Here is a 17,740-nt window from a genome sequence, read left to right on the forward strand (position 1 = left end):
CCCAGTACCCGCTGGGGATGCCTCAGCGCAGGTCGATCTCGACTCCACGGTCCTCGACCGGGCGGGCACCGAAGATCCGGCGGTCCGCCTCGGCGATGGGGACATCGTTGATGCTCGCCTCCCGGCGCGCCATCAGCCCTTCGGGCGTGAACTCCCACAGCTCGTTGCCAAAGCTGCGCCACCACTGATCGTCAGCGTCGTGCCATTCGTATTGGAAGCGAACGGCGATCCGGTCATCCGTGAACGACCACAGGCTCTTGCGCAGGGCGTAGTCGAGTTCGCGCTCCCACTTGCGGGTCAGGAATTCGACGATCGCCTCCCGTCCGGTGAGGAACTCGTCGCGATTGCGCCACACGGAATCCGGGGTGTATGCGAGTGCGACCTTCTGCGGGTCGCGCGTGTTCCACGCATCCTCGGCGCCCTGGACCTTCTGAGCTGCGGTCTCGGCGGTGAAGGGAGGGACGGGTGGACGGGTCTCTGGCATGGCGAGTCCTCTCATGCTGGCAGTTGCGGTGGACATCAGCATATGCCCGGTCGAGGCGAATGCCAGGCAGTGTCCGACATCACTTCAAATTTGTAGTTTACTCTTCAATTACACGATAGACTATAGCTGTACTTGAAACCTCCCTGAACAACTGGAAGTGATAATGACACAGCAGCAGATGCCTCAGACGACCTACGGGGGCCCATGGGTTCCGACGCAGCAGCACGCCGGGCAGAAATCGTTCATCGCAACATGGCTCCTCTCGTGGCTCTTGGGCGGTCTGGGAATCGACCGCTTCTACCTGGGCAAGATCGGCACTGGATTCCTCAAGCTCATCACCCTCGGCGGTTTCGGCATCTGGACCCTCGTGGACCTCATCCTCACCCTGTCCGGAGCGCAGAAGGACAAGCGGGGCATGCCGCTGGCCGGTTACCAGCAGCACAAGAAGCTTGCGTGGATCGTCACCGGCGCCGTGATCGCCTTGGGCATCCTCGTCGGCGCGTTCTCGCCGAAGCCGACGGCAGGCACCCAGATCGCCGATCCTGCTCCGAGCGTCGAGGCCGAACCCGCGGCTGTCGAGGAGCCCATCGAAGAGGCCGTTGCCGAACAGACTCCGGAGGAGGAGCCGGCGAAGGAAGCTCCAGTCGCCGATGAGCCGACGGAAGAGCCCGCGGCCGTGGAGCCGGTCGAAGAGGAGCCTGTTGAAGAGGAGCCCGTCGAGGCCCCCGCCGAGGAAGAAGCTCCCGTCGTCGAGGAGGAGCCCAGCGTTCCGGCAGAGTACTCGTCCGCGCTGACTAAGGCGCAGTCGTACTCGGACATGATGCACATGAGCAAGGCCGGCCTGTACGACCAGCTGACGAGCGAATACGGGGAGCAGTTCTCCGCCGAGGCGGCACAATACGGAATCGACAATGTCGACGCCGACTGGAATCAGAACGCGCTGGAGAAGGCACGGTCGTACCAAGACACCATGGCGATGTCGCCGGATGCGATCCATGACCAGTTGACCAGTGAGTACGGCGAGCAGTTCACATCGTCACAGGCCGACTACGCGATCGAACACCTCAACGGCTGATCGCCTCGTCCGGCACTTCGGTCGGAGAACACAGCACTGCGGCGCCCCAACCCACGAAGGGTTGGGGCGCCGCAAGCTCTTATGCTCCGATGGTCGATCGGAGCCACACAGTCAGGTGAAGATGCTCACTCCACCCGGTCCGACCAGGCAGCCGACGACGATGAGCACGACGCCCCAGAGGATCTGCTTGCGGAAGATGGTGAAGATGCCCGAAATGACGAGCAGAGCTGCGATGATCCAGAGGATGACAGCCATTATCCTCACCTTTCGTTGATTGTTTCATTCGGGATGGTGATTCGCCGACAGGGTGATGAGCCTGCCGACGTGTGGAGATGTCCTCAGTGCCGCGGTGGGTTCGGGTCGTCGAAGCGCTGGTCCCCGGCGGCCCGTGGGTCGTAGCTGCGATCGGTGAGGCGGGGGTCGCCTTCCTGTGCCTGAGGGGCACCACGATCATCGACGACCGGACGATCGCGCTGATCGGCGGGCTCACGACGCCCTCCGTCATCCGCGGTTCGCGGCTCTCGGTCGGCGGCCGGACCCTGATCGGAGACAGGCTGGCCGTCGCCGACAGGACGCTGCTCGGAAACCGAAGGCTGCTCGCCAACACGACGCTGCTCGGAAACTGGGCGCTGCTCGGAAACCCGTGGGTCGTCCGCGGCCGGACGCCCCTCGGCTGCAGGGCGACCGTCGTCGACCGGAGGTTGGTCCGCGACCCGAGGATCGTGTCCGTCCCGGCGTTCGTCCGCAACGGGGCGATCGTCATTCGCGACCCGTCCGTCGCCGGCCACGGGCTGCCCATCATTCGCTACCGCACGAGGGTCGTTCGAAACGGGCCGCCCGTCATTCGCGACCGGCCGGCCATCCTCGACCGGCCGGCCATCGTCGACGGGGCGCCCGTTGGCATCGTGACGTCCGTCGGCAACCCGATCGGCCTCTGGGCCTGCACCGGCTCCCGCGCCGGCAGCCGTTCCGGCTCCCGCACCAGCTGCCGTTCCGGCTCCTGCGCCCGCTCCTGCACCGGCTGCCGTTCCGGCACCTGCGTCCGCGTCTTCGGCGACCGGACGACGATTTCCGTGTGCGTCCACATCGGGATCGAGTTCTTCGGCGTGCTTCATCTTGCGCTCGTGCTCGGCGCGCTCTTCCTGCGCCAGACGATCACGCTCGGCGGCGTCGGCGTCCAGCTTCTCCGCCTCGGCGGTCCTGCGCTTGGCCTCTGCGGCCTGCACCTCGGCGTCGGCGTCGGCCTTCTTCGCTTCGGCCTTGCGACGCTCGGCGTCCGCTTCCCGAGCATGGACCTCAGGTTCGGACTCGGCGGTTTCCTGACGGATCCGGGCTGCTTCCTGGCGCTGGTGTTCGCGCTTCTTGGCGGCAGCCTTGCGACTGACTGCGATGATGATGCCGACGACAATCAGAACTACGACGATTGCTACGACTATCCAGATGATAGTTGTTGTATTCATGTGTTCTCTCCTTGCTGTCTGTTCGGTTCTCATTGATCATTTGGATCCGATCAACAGGGTGACTTCATAGTTGCACGGCGTTTCCCGCCTGACAAGCGTCTGCAGAGCAGCGGTTTCGGCGTGTCGAACTGGTTGGGGCCTTTCGTCGTCTTTTGTTGTTGCTTGCGCCCCTCTATCATTGGCGGCATGCGCGAGACAGACCCTGCAGCGTCCGCGGCGACACGCTCGACCGCCGCGGCAGCGATCTGTTGGATCGTGGCCGCCGTGGTCTATCTCCTGGCCGAGACTCTCACTGCGTCTGCATTCCCGGGCTATTCCTATGCGATGAATTACATCAGCGACCTCGGTGTGCCCGATGTCGAGATGCTCGGCAATCGCCCCGTCGACTCACCGCTGCACATGGTCATCAACATCGCCTTCGTCGCCCAGGGACTGCTGTTCGCCGCCGCAGCCGTGTGCTTCACGCGGTGTCCGGCACTGCCTCTGCGGTTGCCGATCATCGTCGTCGGCCTTGTCCATGCGCTGGGAATGGTGATCATCGCCGTGGTCAACGGCGGCCAGCACAACAATGAGCTCGGCCTCGGCTGGGTCCACCTCCTCGGCGCGCTCTTCGCGTTCTTCGGTGGGCACGCCACCGCGATCTGCATCGGCATCTCGCTCCTGATGCAGCGGTCCGGGCAGCCGATCGCAGCCATCAGCATCGCGATCGGTCTCATCGGCGTCCTCGGCATCGTCATGCTCCAAGTCGACGTCCGAGCCATCCCGGGGATGCTCTTGCCCGATGGTGTCTGGGAGCGCATCGGCATGTACGCGGTCGTGGCGTGGGAGTTGCTCTTCGGCGCCTTTCTGCTTGCTCGGCGCTCTCGGAAGGCCCTGTCGAAGAGTCCGGCTGCGGCCTTAGACTGAGGCACACCGGCAATGACGGTTCGGAGTCGAACACAAGGTCGACCACATGCCTGCCGTTCGTGGCATGGGGATGGACCGACCGACCCCGCATTGCCGTGAACGTGAGGAAGGCTGGCCAGATGCAGATCGACAGTTCGGTGACCACGACCATCCGCGAGCTTGCGCAGTCCCATGGTCTCGACGTCGTTCCCGAGACCATCCGAGTCAATGAACTCGGCCTCGATTTCCAAGTCGCCATCGCCGAGGCGGTCGACGGTCGGTCCTGGGTGCTGAGGATCCTCCGTCGCCCGGATGTCACCGACCGCGCCGCCGTCGAGGGACGTTTTCTACACGCGATCGCCCCGCATCTGAGTGTTGAGGTCCCCGATTGGCGCATCCACGCCGAGGACCTCATCGCCTACCCGCTTCTGCCCGGTGAGCCGGGCCTGACCATCGACGATCAGGGTCGGCCGCAGTGGCACTTCGACGTCGAGTCTGCCGAGTATGCCCGGTCGCTCGGAGATTTCCTCGCCGAGCTCCACACCGTCGACCCTGCTGCCGTTCGCCACTCGGGCATTGCTGAGCACTCCCCCGCCGAGGTGAGACAGCGCAAGCGCGATGACATCGCACGCGTCGTGGCCGAGTTCGATGTGGCCCGGAGCCTGCGTGAGCGGTGGGCTGCGTGGCTCGATGACGACACCTTCTGGCCCACCTTCACGACGGTCACCCATGGTGAGGTGTATCCAGCACATCAGCTCATGGACGGTGCCAAGAATCTCAGCATCCTCGACTGGACGACGGCTGCCATCGGCGATCCGGCACGCGATTTCATGTTCCACCACTCCAGCGTCTCTGCGCAGGCCTTCGACGCAACGATCAGACGCTATGTGGACAAGGGCGGCAGAGTCTGGCCGAAATTCGCCGAGCACTGCGGTGAACTCTTCTCCACCTCGCCGGTGGAATTGGGGCTCTACGCGCTGCAGACCGGCGATGACGAGCACCTGGACGCGGCGAGGGCACAGCTCAATCCCAACGATTGAAGGAAGCGCAGGTTTGATATGAGTACCGACAACTACGACACCCCTGAGGTCGTGACGACCGATGTCATCGTCATCGGCGGCGGCCCCGTCGGTGAGAATGCGGCCCAATACGCAACCGAAGACTCGCAGCTCGAAGCGGTCATCATCGAGGAGGAGCTGCTGGGTGGTGAATGCTCGTATTATGCGTGCATCCCGTCCAAGACGATGCTGCGACCCGTCGAGACCGCGCACGCTACACAGCACCTGGACGGCCTCGACGGGGCACGGATCGAGACCGAAGCGCTTCTGAACAGACGTGATGAGTGGGTTTCCCATTACGATGACACGGGCCAAGTCGACTGGGCGCAAGGAGCCGGACTGCGAGTCGAACGCGGGCATGCGCAGCTGGTCGGCGAACGTCGGGTCCTGATCAGCGAACCGAAGCCAGTGATCGTCGAAGCTCGGCATGCCGTCGTCATTGCCACGGGATCTCAGCCGGTCGTACCGTCGACGTTCGTCGACGTCGCACCCTGGCTGTCCCGCGACGTCACCGGCGTGCGGGATGTGCCCGAGACCTTGGTGATCGTCGGTGGCGGTGTGGTCGCGGTGGAGGCAGCGACCTGGATGGCGGCGCTCGGTACGCGCGTGCGGATGCTCGTGCGCGGGGACGGTCTTCTGGCCGGTCAGGAGCCGTTCGCGGGTCGGCATGTTGCCGAGGCGCTCGAGAACGCGGGAGTCCGAGTCGATCTCGAGACCTCGGTGGAAGCCTGTTACCGTCCGGGAGCCAAGGACACTGGGCTCGGCAGGATCCACGGCGGACAAGTCACGGTGCAGACGCTCGGTCGCGATGGCGAGTCCACTGTCACTGCCGATGAGATCCTCGTGGCGACAGGACGAACGTCTCGGCTCAACGATCTCGGACTCGAGAACCTGGGTCTCACCGAGACGGACATCGCCGCGGGAGGCCTGCCCGATTGGCTGCATGCCGTCGGCGATGCCAGCGGCGAGGTGCCGCTGACGCACTGGGGCAAGTATCGTGCCCGAGTCATCGGGGCGCAGATCCGAGCCGGCGCCACCGGCGAGCCGTCCGAATCCGTCCCGGAGAACGTACCGACACCGCAGGTCGTCTACAGCGATCCTCAGGTCGCGGCCGTGGGATTGACGGAGGCCGAGGCCCGCGAGGATGGCCACGCGGTGGAGGTCTCCCAGTTGCCGTTCAACAGCAGCGCCGGAACGTCGCTCCTGCGCGATGACGCCGAGGGCACGGCACAGATCGTGGTCGACGCTCGTTCCGGTCTGCTCCTCGGAGCCACGTTCGTCGGCCCGGAGGCCGGCGAGCTGATCCATCCGGCGACGGTCGCGATCGTCGGGAGCCTGCCCGTCGACGTCCTGCGCCACGCGGTCCCGAGCTTCCCCTCGTCATCGGAACTGTGGCTGCCGCTGTTGGAGGGGCTGCCTCGGAGGCTGCGGCTGGCTCGCGGCGCGTGACGACGCCGGTCTCCGGGACGGGATGAATGGGACCGCCGAGGCGTTCATCAATGGTGCCCGATGCCTTGTCACTGGAGCGCTAGTCATCGGGGTCGCCTACGGAATCCTCGTCATCTTTCAAGACGGTCAGATCCTCGACACGATCATCGTCAGCCTCGCCGATCTGACCGGCCATCTGCCGTCTTGGCTGTCGGCTGTCGGGACGTTCTTCTTCCAGGGGGTTGTCAGCTTCATCGTTCCACCGGGCAGTGGGCGGGCCGCCCCGCCAACACCCATCGTCTCACCGCTGGCAGAAATGATCGGCGTGACTCAGCAGACTGCGGGCTTTCCAACTCGCCGACGGCCTTGGCGACCTCGCCTTTCCCACCAGTGGCTTCTTCATGGCAGCCCTGGCCTTGGCCCGCGTTCCCTGGATCAAATGGATGCGCTGGATGCTGCCGTTGATTGCGGTTCAAGTGACGATTGCGATCAGCTCAATCGTTTTCGCTCATCTCATTGAGCGCAGCTGATTGGACTGATCGACATGAACACGACTCAGCGAAACTGCTAGATAACGGACGACGAAACTGTGCAGCTCAATATGTCAGGGAGATCTATGCCAGGATCTTCACTCAGCTCGCGACTCCGGCAATTTGGCAACGTGTTCAACATCAAGAATGAACTGCGCTTCGGCAATTGACGGCTTTCGGCCCAGAATCGTGTCTGCCGCCAACTCGCCGAAGAATGGTGCGTTCTTGAATCCCTTTCCGGAGAAGCCGGCACAGACGAACACGCTTGGCATGGTCGGGTGGAAATTCATGTATTCCCTGCGGGTGTTCGTGTAGGCCTCAAAGTAGGCCTGAGCCCTCATCGGATAGTCGTCCAAATCTGGGAACAGATCTCTGGCTACTGCTCTCACCGGTTCGATCTCGGCGTCCTCAATGCGCATCGGAGCTGAGTCCGGGGATGTCACTGGCAGATGGTGGGGAAATCCGACTCCAAGCTTCATCGCAAGTCCGTCCGCAGTCGGCAGACCGTACGAGTAGTTCGGATCGAGACGCATATAGGGCAGGAGTCCATCAATCGACCTTCCTGCGGCAGGAAGGAACCAGCCCGACAAAAGGCGACGGGTAGCGAGGTACTGCGCCATTTCCGGAAGCAGCGTCGCCGTCCAGGCACCAGCCGCAACAATCGCGTGATCATAAAGCGTTGTCTCCTCGTCAGTCGCGATCGAGACTTTGTCACCCTCCTGCCGAATGTCTTCGACACGACGCTCTCGCACGATTCGCGCGCCTCGCCCTATGGCGGCGTCCGCGGCAGCTTTCACAGTGCGCTCTGGGAAGATCGTGCCTGCACCCTTGTCAAGGATTGCGATTTCATCTTCGTTCAAGGCATATTGCGGGTACCGTTTCTGCGCTTCCCCGCGAGTTAGGATCTCGGTGGTGGAGCCGAGACTGTTCGCAGCTGACAATGCGTTGTCTGTTGACGGCGAAGCTTCAGAACCGATCATCAATGCTCCGGTGAGATTGCGCAGTCGGCGCCCCGATTCCATCTCAAGCTCATTCCATATCGTGTCAGCCCTCTCCGTGACAGGCAGATACTCGATGTGCTCGGCCTCCATGTGGCGGAATAGACGACTCTCGCCTCCGGCGGCCCCACGTGAGTGACCTGGGCTGTAGAGCTCATAACCAGTGACATCGACATTCTTCTTTGCCAATTGCCATAGGGCCTGTGCCCCGATCGTTCCTGTACCGATGACCGCAATTTTCTGACCTGGCAATGAGATCACTCCTCAATTCCCGCATAGAGTCCTTGATGGATGGGTTTGCGCACGGCGAATAGCGACAGTCCTGCGATTACTGCGCCAAGTGCGATGGTGAGAAAGTAGGCGTCGTTGGACACGGCGGTGAAGTACTGCCCCAATAGGCCCGACAGGGAGGAACCCAGTGCGAGGGTGAGGAAATTGATTGCCACCATCTGTGCGGTGAATGCCTTGGGCGCAATCTGTGTTGCCAATGAGAGTCCGATCGGGCCGACGAAGATCTCTGAGCTGCCCATGATGAACATGAAGATGACAATGTAGACGAACGGAATCGAGCTTCCATGATGGGCTACTGAGATCAAGAGGATATACGCAAATCCCAATCCGATGTGCACGAGCCCGATTGCGAATTTGGTACCGGCTTTGGGTTGGCGTGGTCCCATTCGCTTCCAGATGGCTGCTGCGACTGGCAGCATTGCAACTCCAGAGGCCGATGAGATCATGGTGATCCAACCGACTGGGAAGGACCAGTTTCCGACGGTCAGATCGACTCGGTCATTGACGAGCAGCGAGATGGCCGTGAATTTTGCGAAGAGAAGCCCGAAGTACAGGCTCGAAGCCAAGAACAGTGGAAGGTAGGACCTGATCCTCTGACGTTCGAACGCGTTGACCTTGGTGGATCTCAGAATAGCTGTGAAGTATGTGGCCGCTGCAATCAGGCAGGCAATTGTGACTATCGTTGACAGTCTTTCTGCTTTGAGCAGGCCGGTTGCCGACGCAGCAGCAACGATGGCGAGTGAAACAAGAGCGATCGCTGTCGCTTTGCGCCTCGAGCTAGCGGACAGGGGACGAGTCACCTGGCTCGCTCGGACTGGCAGGAATCGTGATGAATAGACGTACTGGATGAGAGCGATGATCATGCCTAAGGCGGCAAGTCCGAATCCGAAGTGGAACCCCCATTGATTCTGTGCGAAACCAGTCGTCAGTGGACCCAGGACCGCGCCCGTGTTGATGGCCATGTAGAAGTACGAGAACCCTGCGTCCTTCTTTGCCGCCGGTTCAGCGTCAAGGATGAAGCCGACGATCGAGGTGATGTTGGTTTTCAAAGCACCTGTGCCGAAAATGATCATGACCAGACCGATGCTCAGCCCTAAGAAGCCGGGTGCAACGGCGAGTGTGATGTGGCCAAGGGCAATGACGATGCCGCCACCGAGGACCATCGAACGAGGGCTGATCAGCCGCTCACCCGCCCAGGCGCCCAAAAGCTGTCCAAGATAGACGGATCCACCATACGCGCCGGTGATCCCGGCGGCAGCAGCAGCTGGTAAGGCTAGCCCTCCCTCGGACAGTTCATAGAGAAGATAGAAGGCGAGGATGCTCTGTAGGCCATAGAACGAGAACCTTTCCCATAGCTCGGTGAACGCCATTCCGCCGACACCACGAATCTCCTTCTTCTTGGTTGGGACTCGCTGGCCCAGAGTTGATTCCAAAATTTCTCCTCATTGAGTTCGTGCATATGCTGACGGTGATCGACTGCATCAGTCAGTAAGTTGGAGGTGCCATTGTCCATGTGACCGTGGCTGCAGCAGTGCCTGTACTCTCGGACACCTTGTGCGGCTGACTGCTTTTGTACGTCATCGAGTCCAATGGGGCGAGACGATGTACATCGCCATCGACCTCTACTTCTACATGGCCGTCAATCACCAGAAGCAGCTCTTCTGAGTCTCCGTGCGTATATGCAGCGTTACCAGTGTTTCCGCCTGGCCCGAAGACACCGAGCAACACTTCCAAATGGTCGAATGCTGCCGGCGTGAGTTTGAACTTTGACGCACCGTTGCCGAATGAACGGCTGCTCGCGTCCGCGAAACGCAATACTGGCCGAGCACTATCCGCACTGGTCTCGAAGAGGTCTCCGACATTGAGCTTGAGCACCTCACAGAGATTTTGCAAAGTGCTTACGCTTCCAAAAGACAAACCGCGCTCGACCTGCGACAAGTAGCCGGTGGTAATTCCCGCAGAATCGGAAACTTGCTGAAGCGTCAGCTGCAGGGCTTTTCTCCTGCGCCGAAGACGTTCTCCGATTGAAGTGCTGTCTTCGGTGTGGTTACTCATATCACCCAGACTATATGCAAATGTACTCTGAGTAAATATTTTTTTACCTTTGACTCGGCAAGTTCACCTGGCACGGAGGAACAATCAACCAAGGAGTAGGAACAGGAGTCCCAAGACGATGAAGTACATCGAATTCGGCAGCGCCAGGACCATCACTTTCAAGATCTGCCGTGAGATCACCGAGGTGGTGTAGCCGAGTTCTTTCGTCACACCACTGAACGAATCATGCTTAACGACAGTTTTGAGAGCGCGTACATGAAGGAAGTTGAGCGTTGAAGGGTCTGCATGCGTACGTACTGCCATGGTGAGTGTCCTCAGACCGTGGGATAGAACGAAGAGCCGACAACAGCGTTGTAAGCGGTCGTAATCGCGGTGTGGTAGTCGAAGATTGGCAGACCGAACCGTCGTCTCAGGCTTTCGCTTAAGGGCACAAAGTTCGCGCACTCGAAGTCTATTACCCGAATGTCGGGATGGATCGGGATGGGCGGCAAGTTCCGTCAACAGTTGAACCGCCCGTGACCATTGACATTGCCGATCAGCTTCCTTCCATCCACGCTCATAGGTCCGACGGAATCCAACTGCCGGAGGTACTCCAACGAGATCCACGATAGCGGATGAGGGGCAATGCTCGAACCCGACAGTTGCCGCGCAACATGCCCATTACCCTGGTGCCATGGCTGATTTCATCAAAGAACGCGCCGGTGCCCCACACGGATTCTTCGCCGCCGAGGCTGCCGGCCTCGAATGGCTGGCCGAACCGGATGTCGTGCCCGTGGTCGGCGTCATCGGTCACGATAAGAGAAGTCTGCGACTCGATCGCGTCGACGAGGTCGCCCCGGATGCGCATTCGGCCTTCGGATTCGGGCGCCGGCTCGCCCTGCTGCACGACTCCGGTGCTCCGGCGTTCGGGTGGGCTCCTGCGGAACCGGCATGGTTCGGTCCGCTCGAGGCTCCATTCGAGGTAGAGGTCGCATCGTGTGCCACGTTCACCGAATTCTGGGTGGAGACTCGATTGGAGCCGATGGCGACCGACATCGACGATCAGCTGTCGAAGGACGAAAAGGCAGTCATCACCTCGGCGATCAATGCCATCGCCGGCGGAGCGTTCGACGGGATCTCCGGCGCAGGCACAGAGGCTCCGGCCCGTGTCCACGGCGACCTCTGGTCCGGCAACCTCATGTGGACGCCCGACGGCTGCACCCTCATCGACCCTGCCGCCCATGGTGGGCACCGCCTCGAGGACCTCGCTATGCTCGCACTGTTCGGGACACCGTTCCTCGATGACATCTTCGCCGGCTACGAGGCGGTCCATCCGATGCCCGCCGGCTGGCGCGACGATCTTCCCGTGCACAACTTCTTCGCTCTGCTCGCACACGTCAAGCTGTTCGGCGCAGGATTCCTCGGCCAGACGCTCAGTGCGGCACGGGCGATCAGCGACCGCGCCGAGACACTGGGGTTCGGCTCCGCGGGGACTGAAGCAGGGAGTTGACTCCGTGGCTTTAGGTGCTCTTGCGACATCACCTGATAAGCAGAGAGTCGACCATTCGAGCTGGGAGGCAGAAATGAGACTCGACAACGAAGCATTCATCGTCACCGGCGGGGCATCGGGCATCGGACTGGGAATCACGCGACGCCTGATCTCCGAAGGCGGTCGTGTCGTGGCCGTTGATATCGACGAAGACGCTGGAGACCGTCTGACGTCGGAGTTGGGCGACAAGATTCACTTCCTCAGGGGCGATGTCTCCGATGCTCAGGTTGCCACAGCCGCCGTGTCCGAAGCGCTGAGGGTCTTCGGCAGACTCAACGGGCTCGTCAACAATGCCCATGCCTCGCGGCAGAAGCCGCTCCTCGAACTCGAAAAGGCAGATTGGCAGCTGTCGTTCTCCACCGGGTTCGAGGCGACCCTGAACTTCATGAAGGCAGCCCACGACGAACTGGCCACGACCGCCGGATCAGTGGTCAACTTCGGTTCCGGCGCGGCCATGAGCGGTCAGAGCAATCAGGCTGCCTACGCCGCAGCGAAGGAAGCCATCCGCGGCCTCAGCAGAGTGGCCGCGAACGAGTGGTCACCCGAAGGCATCCGCGTCAATGTCGTCTCTCCCCTGGCCATGACACCCGGGGTCGAAGCCTGGAGCCAGGCTCAACCGGACCAGTATGCCCAGACGGTGGCCAATGTCCCCCTGGCACGCTTCGGCGACCCGGAGGTCGACGTCGCACCAGTCGTCGCTTTCCTCCTGTCCTCCGATGCCCGGTACATGACCGGGCAGACGCTCATGGCCGACGGAGGCACCCAGAAGCTCTACTGACGTTCGATTCGCCTGACCGTCCCCGCACACACCTCGGGCTCGGAACACTGTCACCATGTTCCGAGCCCGAGATCGAAAGCGCTTCAGCCGTTCAGGTTTTCGATCGCGTAGTCCGCCTCCTCCTGTGTGAACTGCCCACCATATTCGCTGGTCAGTTGGTCGTGGATGGCATCGGGCGACATCGACATGTCGTCCTGATAGGTCTTGGCCGATTCCAGTGCGTTCTCCTTCCAATCAGCGTCGACGTTGTCCACGGCGTACTGTGCGGCATCTTCGGAGAATTGGCCCCCGTAGTCGCTCGTCAGCTGGTCGAAGACGCCCGCCTTGCTCATGTGCATCGTGTTCGAGTAGGTCTCGGCCTGGCTGAGCGCCGAGGCGTGTTCAGCGGGGACTTCGGGTTCCTGCTCTTCGGCCGGCTCCTCTTCGACAGGAGCTTCCTCCGCCGGGGCGTCATCCGCTGGTTCTTCGGCCACTGGAGCGGCCTCCTCCGCCGGCTCCTCCGCACCGTCGTCGCTGGTCGAGGCCGTGTCCGACTGTTCCTGTGACGCCGAGGTCGTCGCTGCGTCATCGTCGCCGCCACTGTTGAGGGCGGAGACGATGATGATGAGCACGACGATCATGATCACCCAGAACCACCACCGTTTGAGCAGCGACTTCTTCGCCTTCATCGGCTTCTGTCCCTGGGGCACCTGCGGAAAGTACTGGGGAGCCCTGGGCTCCTGGTTTTCGGTGGGTACCTGCGGCATACGGTAGCTCGGACCTGACTGCTGTGGATCCTGAGAATTCGACATTTCACTCCTTGAGGTGAGGGCTCCGAGCCCGAGGAGGACTGCGGTCGATGCATCGCTGCAGGACCAAGCGGAGCCGTGGATTTCGACTCTCCCAGCCTGTCGAAGTCCGCCGTTTCGCGAATCCGCCCGTCGGCCAGACTCTCCCAGCCGATCGGTGGACCCGGTCTGACCGAACGATGGACTACGTATGTCAGCACCGAAGGATACGATGCTCTCGTGTCAGACCAACCTCTTCCGCCACAGGGCCAGCAGCGTCGCCGCGATTCGCGGCCGCGCCGAACGATGCGCATCATTGTCGGCATCCTCGTCGGATCCGTCGCGTGGGTCCTCGGCGTTCCGCTGTCGTTCTTCGCACTCCTCGCGTTCCCGCCGGCCTTCGACGACACCGGCATGCTCAGCACCCTCGGCGTGCTGCTCGGCCTGCTCGCCGCGTTCCTCTGGTTCTCCGTCTTCGCGCGGCACCGATGGCCGTGGATCCCCTTCGTCATCGGCGCAGTGCTTGCCACGGCCTGGGGCGACGGAACCCTCATGCTCATCGGCCTGTTCCATCTCATCGTCCGCACGCCGCGCCGGCAGGCGATGACCGCCACGACCATCGGGGCTTTTCTCATCACGGTCGGGGTGGTGCGCCTGTGCCTGCAGAGCCCGGCGCACAATCCCTTCGGCATTCTCTTCCTCTCGGACCCGGACCAGATTCCAGGGGTCGACGGCTCACTGCCTGCCGACGAATCCGTGTTCGGGATGAATATGCTCACGGTCATCGCCGGGCTCCTGGGGCTGGCGATCAGCCTCGGGTTCGGGTTCCTGCTGCGCCGCACACGTCGCATGCGTGCCGTCGAGTCCTTCGCCGAGCAGCAGTCTCAGCGAAGTGAGAACCTTTCCGCCGAACTCGCCCGCACCTCCGAACGCGAACTCCTCGCCCGCGAACTCCACGACACGCTCTCCCACCGCCTGTCGGTCATCTCCTTGCACAGCGGGGCCCTCGAGGTCGGCGGCAAGGACGACCCCGGTGTCGCCTCGACCGCCTCGGCGCTTCGCAAGGAAGCCCATGCCTCCCTGGAGGACCTGCGGCATCTTGTCGGCGGAGTCCGTGAGGGGACATTGGCCAATGCCGGCCCGCGGAAGGAGCAGTCGACTCCCCCGAGCCTGACCTCGATGCGTTCGATCCCGCAGCTGGTCGCCTCGGTGCAGGCCACCGGCACGATCATTCGGCCGTCGATCGTCATCCAGGATGTCGAGAGTGCGCCCACGGTCCTCGACCGCGCAGTGTATCGAATCGTCCAGGAGTCGCTGACGAATGCGATGAAACATGCGCCGGGTGCCCCCGTGACCCTCGGGGTCACGGTCTCGGCCGATCTCGGCGCCCGGGTCGTCATCGCCAATCCCGTTCCACCGTCGACCCAGCGTCTGCACCCACCCCACAGCACCTCCGCCGAGGTGGGTCCTGGAATTCCGCCCTACCCCACCTCGGCGCCCGTCGTGGGTTCCTCCACCCCGGTCACTCAGCAACATCTGTCATCGACAGGGTCGGGTGCCGGGCTCGTCGGCATTCGGGAACGGGTGGCGATGCTCGGCGGCGAGGTCTTCATCGGTTCCCGTGACGGCTCATTCCTGGTCGATGTGAGCCTTCCGCCGTTCGAGCGTCGAGGCTGAACCCGCTGAACTATCGATGTCATACCCCTCGGGTAATGTGTCGACCATGACCCAGACTGCCGCCCCGATCCGTGTCATCGTCGTCGATGACGACCCGATGGTCGTCACCGGAATCGCAGGAATCCTCCAACCCGCTGAAGACATCGAGGTTGTGGGGTCTGCCGCGAGCGGCGAAGAGGCCCTCGACAAGGCGGCTCTTCATTTTCCCGATGTCGTGCTCACGGACATTCGCATGCCCGGCATCGGCGGAATCGACGCGATCGAGCGCCTCGTCAACAGCGTCCGCCCGCCCCAGGTCGTGGCGTTGACGAGCTTCGACACCGACGACTACCTCTTCCGTGCCCTCGAGGCCGGTGCCGCGGGTTACCTGCTCAAGGACATCGCTCCGGTCGCCCTCGCCGAGGCGATCCGCAAGGTGCACGTCGGCGAACCGATCCTCTCGCCGAGGTCGATGCGACAGCTGATCACGAAGGTGAAGACCGGTCAGGACCGACGTCGGCAGCGTGAGGCCGAGGAGCTGATGGCCGACCTCACCGAGCGCGAGCTCGAGATCGCGGTCCTCGTGGCTCAAGGTCTGTCGAACCAGGAGATCGCCGACGCGACCTTCATGAGCACCGCCACCGTGAAGACCCACCTCAACCGCATCAACATCAAGTTGGACACGAGCAATCGGGTGCATATTGCGGTGGCTGTGGAGCGGGCGGGTTTGGGTAGAGGTTGACGGTGAGGTTGAATGTGACGCACCGGACTCGACCTACAGCAGATACCCAACAGGAGCAACCAACTGCGCGAATTCGGTCAATGCGAATAGGGCTCCGACGATACAGGCTGTATAGACGATCGATTTCCATACCTTCATCTGCGCCACCCAGATGAGGAAGACCAACGAGAAGATGCCGGTTCCCACCAGCAGTCCCAGAACGAACACCAACCAGATATAGACGAGCACCCAGGCCACAGATACGCCGACGACCTTCAGGCGCTTGACCCACGCATCGTCGAAGCGCCCGAACCCGCTGTTGTTCCTCACCCTTTGAATGTCCCGGAACAGACTCAACAGCGACAACAGAATTCCTACGCAGCCGACCGACAACGGAAACAGCCTGCCGCTTTCAGAGAATCCCTGAGACATCACCGTTGAAGTGATGAACACAGCAAGGGCGCAGACCGATACGAACATGTCGACAAACGGAGGCGCCTGCATATCGGATTGCTCCGAAAGTCTCACGGCATCATCGCTGCTGCCCTTCTTCCTGCGCAGTCGGCGCAGCATCGGAATAGCAATCGCGCCGACGATGATCAGGAGGATGACAAGAACAAATGGGCGAGCAAGCCAATCTCCGGAAGGAAATGCATTGACCGTCAGGAAATAATATCGTTCAAGCGGTTCGGCCAGCACGAATGCGATGAGAAACGGCGCACGGGGAATATCGGTGATCTTGCAGACCCAACCGATGATCCCGAGAACGAGCATCAGATAGAACACGTTGAGATCCAGCGGTTCCTGGAAGCCACTCATGAACAGGATCGGTATCAAGGCTGCAGCGAGAATCGGGAAGGAGATGAAACTCAACTTCGCCAAGGGTCGAGCCACGCCAAATGCAATCGCTGCCCCGACGACGCCAGCGATGGCGAACGCCCATACGATGAAGTATACGACGTCAAGGTCAGTGGTGATCATTCGTGGCCCGGGCTGGATGCCGAAGATGAGCAGAACGCCCAGGAGCAGGGCGAACGGAGCAGCGCCCGGCACGCCGAACAGCAGAGTCGGGATGAGAGCTCCCGATTCGATTCCGTTGCTGGCCGCTGACGGTGCGATGACGCCGCGCGGATCGCCTGAGCCGAACCGTGAGTTCTTGCGGCGGCTGGCGAAGGCCTGCGCTTGACCGTAGGCAAGCCAAGACCCGGCCGTCGACCCCACACCCGGTAGGGTGCCGACTCCGACTCCTACAGCAGAACCGCGCAGCACGTCGCCTTTGTACCTGACGATGTCTTTGATTCCTTGGGCCCAGCCTCCGCCCAGAGCAATCTTCTCGTCAGAGACTGCGCCGCGTTTTGCCACCAGATCGATGATCTCTGCGAGGCCGAAGATTCCCAGGGCCGCTGCGACAAGGCCGATGCCGTCAGTCAGGAAGTCCGAGCCGAACGTGTAGCGGTATTCTGCTGAGACCGGCGAGACACCGATCTGGCCCAAAGCTAGGCCGAACGCTGAGATCAGCAGCCCTTTGATCATGTTTCCTTTTGACAACATCGCTGTCAGGAACACGCCCATGACGATCAGCGCGAAGATCTCCGGTGAGCCGAACGTACGAACGATCGGCCCGGCGATCGGCACGACCAATGTCAAAGCAACGATTCCGACCAGGCCTCCGATCATCGATGAAAGGAAACTCATAGACAGCGCGCGCCCGCCTTGGCCCTTCTTCGCCATCTCGTGTCCGTCAAGCAAGAACACGGATGCTGCTGCTGAACCGGGAATGCCGAGCGCCACGGAAGTCACGACGTCCGATGTGTGTACAACTGCCACAGCACCGATGATCATGGCAATCGCCTGATTCGGTTCGAGCACGAAGACGAATGGCACCAGCACTGCTACTGCACCGGTCCCGCCAAGGCCCGGGATGACTCCGATGACAATGCCTACGACCACGCCAACGCCCAGGAAGAGAAGCATCATTGGATCTGCAAAGGATGCGAGGGCTGCTCCGGCAGCTTCAAGCATAGCG

At 61.8% G+C, this 17,740-nt stretch carries 18 protein-coding genes and 1 pseudogene; 10 read left to right on the top strand and 9 right to left on the bottom strand.

The window, feature by feature from the left end; translation table 11 throughout:
• Positions 1–22: 22 nt before the first annotated feature.
• Positions 23–484, bottom strand: a complete 462-nt coding sequence (locus tag BKA07_RS15170) for a nuclear transport factor 2 family protein (protein WP_167951623.1) — start codon at positions 482–484, stop codon at positions 23–25.
• A 163-nt stretch (positions 485–647) separates the two neighbouring features.
• On the opposite strand from BKA07_RS15170, the gene BKA07_RS15175 reads away from it, so the two are divergent.
• Positions 648–1,559, top strand: a complete 912-nt coding sequence (locus BKA07_RS15175; protein WP_245161974.1) for an Ltp family lipoprotein — start codon at positions 648–650, stop codon at positions 1,557–1,559.
• Between the two features lie 111 nt (positions 1,560–1,670).
• Here the strand turns inward: BKA07_RS15175 and BKA07_RS15180 are convergent, their stop codons facing one another.
• A complete protein-coding gene (locus BKA07_RS15180; protein WP_167951624.1) occupies positions 1,671–1,814 on the bottom strand; it encodes a GPGG-motif small membrane protein in 144 nt (47 codons plus the stop codon).
• Between the two features lie 83 nt (positions 1,815–1,897).
• Positions 1,898–3,019: a hypothetical protein gene (locus tag BKA07_RS15185; protein WP_167951625.1), complete on the bottom strand. Its 1,122-nt coding sequence runs from the start codon at positions 3,017–3,019 to the stop codon at positions 1,898–1,900.
• Between the two features lie 186 nt (positions 3,020–3,205).
• On the opposite strand from BKA07_RS15185, the gene BKA07_RS15190 reads away from it, so the two are divergent.
• From BKA07_RS15190 to BKA07_RS19970, 5 genes and pseudogenes are all read left to right on the top strand, one after another.
• Positions 3,206–3,925 (top strand): DUF998 domain-containing protein, encoded by a 720-nt coding sequence (locus BKA07_RS15190; protein WP_167951626.1) that lies wholly within the window; start codon positions 3,206–3,208, stop codon positions 3,923–3,925.
• Between the two features lie 119 nt (positions 3,926–4,044).
• A complete protein-coding gene (locus tag BKA07_RS15195; RefSeq protein ID WP_167951627.1) occupies positions 4,045–4,944 on the top strand; it encodes a macrolide 2'-phosphotransferase in 900 nt (299 codons plus the stop codon).
• Between the two features lie 18 nt (positions 4,945–4,962).
• Positions 4,963–6,411: a dihydrolipoyl dehydrogenase family protein gene (locus BKA07_RS15200; protein WP_167951628.1), complete on the top strand. Its 1,449-nt coding sequence runs from the start codon at positions 4,963–4,965 to the stop codon at positions 6,409–6,411.
• Between the two features lie 22 nt (positions 6,412–6,433).
• A pseudogene (locus tag BKA07_RS19965) lies at positions 6,434–6,721 on the top strand (YfcC family protein); the annotation flags it as partial.
• 70 nt (positions 6,722–6,791) lie between these two features.
• On the top strand, positions 6,792–6,920 hold the full coding sequence (locus BKA07_RS19970; RefSeq protein WP_425339342.1) for a hypothetical protein: 129 nt from the start codon (positions 6,792–6,794) through the stop codon (positions 6,918–6,920).
• A 98-nt stretch (positions 6,921–7,018) separates the two neighbouring features.
• Here BKA07_RS19970 and BKA07_RS15210 read toward each other — a convergent pair whose 3' ends face one another.
• The 4 genes from BKA07_RS15210 to BKA07_RS15225 all read right to left on the bottom strand — a co-directional run bounded on the left by BKA07_RS15210 (position 7,019) and on the right by BKA07_RS15225 (position 10,567).
• Entirely contained in the window at positions 7,019–8,179 is a 1,161-nt protein-coding gene (locus BKA07_RS15210) for an FAD-dependent oxidoreductase (protein ID WP_167951629.1), read from the bottom strand.
• Positions 8,176–9,642, bottom strand: coding sequence for a peptide MFS transporter (locus BKA07_RS15215; RefSeq protein ID WP_245161975.1), 1,467 nt, complete (start codon positions 9,640–9,642; stop codon positions 8,176–8,178). The genes BKA07_RS15210 and BKA07_RS15215 overlap by 4 nt, the downstream gene beginning before the upstream one ends.
• A 52-nt stretch (positions 9,643–9,694) precedes the next feature.
• A complete protein-coding gene (locus BKA07_RS15220) occupies positions 9,695–10,264 on the bottom strand; it encodes a helix-turn-helix domain-containing protein (RefSeq protein ID WP_167951630.1) in 570 nt (189 codons plus the stop codon).
• Between the two features lie 84 nt (positions 10,265–10,348).
• Positions 10,349–10,567 carry a helix-turn-helix domain-containing protein gene (locus BKA07_RS15225; protein WP_167951631.1) on the bottom strand — a complete coding sequence of 73 codons (219 nt, stop codon included), beginning with the start codon at positions 10,565–10,567 and terminating at the stop codon, positions 10,349–10,351.
• Positions 10,568–10,937: 370 nt separating this feature from the next.
• Here BKA07_RS15225 and BKA07_RS15230 point away from each other — a divergent pair, with 370 nt between their 5' ends.
• Positions 10,938–11,753: a fructosamine kinase family protein gene (locus tag BKA07_RS15230; protein WP_209043993.1), complete on the top strand. Its 816-nt coding sequence runs from the start codon at positions 10,938–10,940 to the stop codon at positions 11,751–11,753.
• A 73-nt stretch (positions 11,754–11,826) separates the two neighbouring features.
• On the top strand, positions 11,827–12,570 hold the full coding sequence (locus BKA07_RS15235; RefSeq protein ID WP_167951632.1) for an SDR family NAD(P)-dependent oxidoreductase: 744 nt from the start codon (positions 11,827–11,829) through the stop codon (positions 12,568–12,570).
• 83 nt (positions 12,571–12,653) lie between these two features.
• Here the strand turns inward: BKA07_RS15235 and BKA07_RS15240 are convergent, their stop codons facing one another.
• Entirely contained in the window at positions 12,654–13,361 is a 708-nt protein-coding gene (locus BKA07_RS15240; protein ID WP_245161976.1) for an Ltp family lipoprotein, read from the bottom strand.
• A 216-nt stretch (positions 13,362–13,577) separates the two neighbouring features.
• Here BKA07_RS15240 and BKA07_RS15245 point away from each other — a divergent pair, with 216 nt between their 5' ends.
• Together BKA07_RS15245 and BKA07_RS15250 are read left to right on the top strand one after the other, a co-directional pair.
• Positions 13,578–15,014, top strand: a complete 1,437-nt coding sequence (locus BKA07_RS15245) for a sensor histidine kinase (RefSeq protein ID WP_342449092.1) — start codon at positions 13,578–13,580, stop codon at positions 15,012–15,014.
• Between the two features lie 46 nt (positions 15,015–15,060).
• Complete coding sequence (locus BKA07_RS15250) at positions 15,061–15,735, top strand: response regulator transcription factor (RefSeq protein WP_167951633.1); 675 nt, start codon at positions 15,061–15,063, stop codon at positions 15,733–15,735.
• A 33-nt stretch (positions 15,736–15,768) separates the two neighbouring features.
• On the opposite strand, the gene BKA07_RS15255 is transcribed toward BKA07_RS15250, so the two are convergent.
• Positions 15,769–17,736 carry a tripartite tricarboxylate transporter permease gene (locus BKA07_RS15255; protein ID WP_167951634.1) on the bottom strand — a complete coding sequence of 656 codons (1,968 nt, stop codon included), beginning with the start codon at positions 17,734–17,736 and terminating at the stop codon, positions 15,769–15,771.
• Positions 17,737–17,740 lie beyond the last annotated feature (4 nt).

It is taken from the genome of Brevibacterium marinum, from assembly GCF_011927955.1.
GTDB lineage: Bacteria > Actinomycetota > Actinomycetes > Actinomycetales > Brevibacteriaceae > Brevibacterium > Brevibacterium marinum.